Raw genomic sequence first — 1,934 nt, forward strand, 5'->3', positions numbered from 1 at the left:
GTTAGAATAGAGGCATAATGAGAGCGACAGGAGAGAGGGTGAAGGCGATTGAATGACAATAATGAAGCGTTTCTGGGTTATTTCAATGACATCGAGAGTTTCTTCAACAAGGAATACAAACCGAACCGGGGAAAATCTTACTACAGCTTTTACGAGTTGGTGGAGAACGCATCGCGCTACGACAGCTATGTGAAAAGGAAACGCGATGATTTTCAGATACTGGGGGATCTGCGGAATTTCCTGAGCCATGGAAATCAGGGTGATCTTGTGCTCGCCAACGAGGAGTCTCTGAATATGATCAAAGCGATTCACGAACAACTGTTGAAGCCGAAGACGGCTTTCGATATCAAGTCGGACGATGTGAAATTTTTCAAGGAAACGACACCGCTGTCTGCGGTCCTGGAAACGATACGGAATACCGACCTGACCCAATTCCCGATCAAGGACGGAAACGGCAAAGTGATTGGACTGTTGACGGAGAACGGCATCACGCACTGGCTATCCCAACATGCGCACGAGGCGACCATTTCGATCGGCGGAACGCTGGCGCGGGATATCCTTGTATTGGACGAGAACAAAAATAATTTTGCCTTCGTCAAAAAAGACGCAACCATCTATGAAGCCGAAGCGCAGTTCGACAACCAAAAGATTGATGCGCTCCTGGTCACGCACAGCGGCAAAAATACCGAAAACCTGCTCGGCATCATCACCCGCTTCGACTTGGTGGAAGTTTAGAGACAGGAAATAATTCAGAAAAAATAGCGACAGGCTACCTCGATGCGAGGCGGACTGTCTTTCATACGTGCATGCTGCTGGACGGAGGAGCGCGCCGGAATGCGTGCGCAGCTCCGGTGAAGGGTCCACTCACCGGAGAACTCCGGTAATTTTCGGCCTTACCTCCGATGAAGCCGCGCTCATCGGAGAACATAAGCAGAATGCTGGCTGAACTCCGGCGAAGCCTCCGTTCGCCGGAGGAGAGCGACGAAAAGAGGCTACCTCAAGTGAGACGGCTCTTTTATTTGGAAATTTCCGGATACCTGATGACATATCGCTGAACGCAAGATTCGGCTTGTATTTTTAAGTTGTTTCCGTATAATTGTGTAAAAAGAAAAGGCCATACCCAAACCTTCGGTACAATGTAGTTACCACACAACATCGCAAAGGAGAATGGATATGACCCAACTAAATATTAATATCTCAACTTTCGCACACTAAAAAAGACCATCTAGACTTGATACATCAATATTTTCAGCTATAATATTATGCCGCTAAAGCACTTGGAAGTTGCTTTTCCGGTTGAAGAAATGCTCTTTTCAAGAAGGCTGGAAAATTATCGAAAACTTTGTCCAGAAGGGACTGCACCATTTCTTCGGACAAGGTAGGTTCTTCCGTCAAGGAAGCCTTCAGATAGTCCAATACCAATAGAATCGCCTCTGCAAAGCGGATGTCCTCCAGCTCATCACAACACAAAAAGAATAGCTGACCGAGGGTCCTGGAATCTTGTTCTTCGCGTGTCCGAAGGGCAAGCATGATGTAACAGGTGAAGACAATCGTCGTGTGAGCTACCTGCTTCTTTCCGGATATTGGATTGATTCAGTAACGTTCCCAGTTTCTGTTCGCGAAAAAATTGATGAACAGAAAATAACAAACTAAAAATGATTAAACGAATAATGTACGGTAGAGGAAGTCTCCAGCTATTACGGGCTAAATTAATGTTGAAAATTTAAAAAACGTCTTTTTGCGGAAGAACCAAAAATAATGCATTAGTGGTACATTTTCGATGCCGTATTCATGTACTAAGCTTAAGTAAAAGAGTGTACAACATGACTGCCTATTTATGGTTACTTGCAATAGTAAATTCCAGTTTGTAAAACTAAATTCCACACCGGACCGGGTGAAAAGAGAAATAGACAAAAAATGAAGACCCAAAAGGG

General features: G+C 45.0%; 2 protein-coding genes. One reads left to right on the forward strand and one right to left on the reverse strand.

Annotated elements, in window-relative coordinates:
• Positions 1–48: 48 nt before the first annotated feature.
• A complete protein-coding gene (locus tag C8U37_RS14260; protein WP_108033779.1) occupies positions 49–735 on the forward strand; it encodes a CBS domain-containing protein in 687 nt (228 codons plus the stop codon).
• A 525-nt stretch (positions 736–1,260) separates the two neighbouring features.
• Here the strand turns inward: C8U37_RS14260 and C8U37_RS14530 are convergent.
• Entirely contained in the window at positions 1,261–1,422 is a 162-nt protein-coding gene (locus C8U37_RS14530; RefSeq protein ID WP_170100322.1) for a hypothetical protein, read from the reverse strand.
• Positions 1,423–1,934 lie beyond the last annotated feature (512 nt).

The sequence above is a fragment of the Trichococcus patagoniensis genome, assembly GCF_003051085.1.
In the GTDB taxonomy this organism is placed as follows: domain Bacteria; phylum Bacillota; class Bacilli; order Lactobacillales; family Aerococcaceae; genus Trichococcus; species Trichococcus patagoniensis.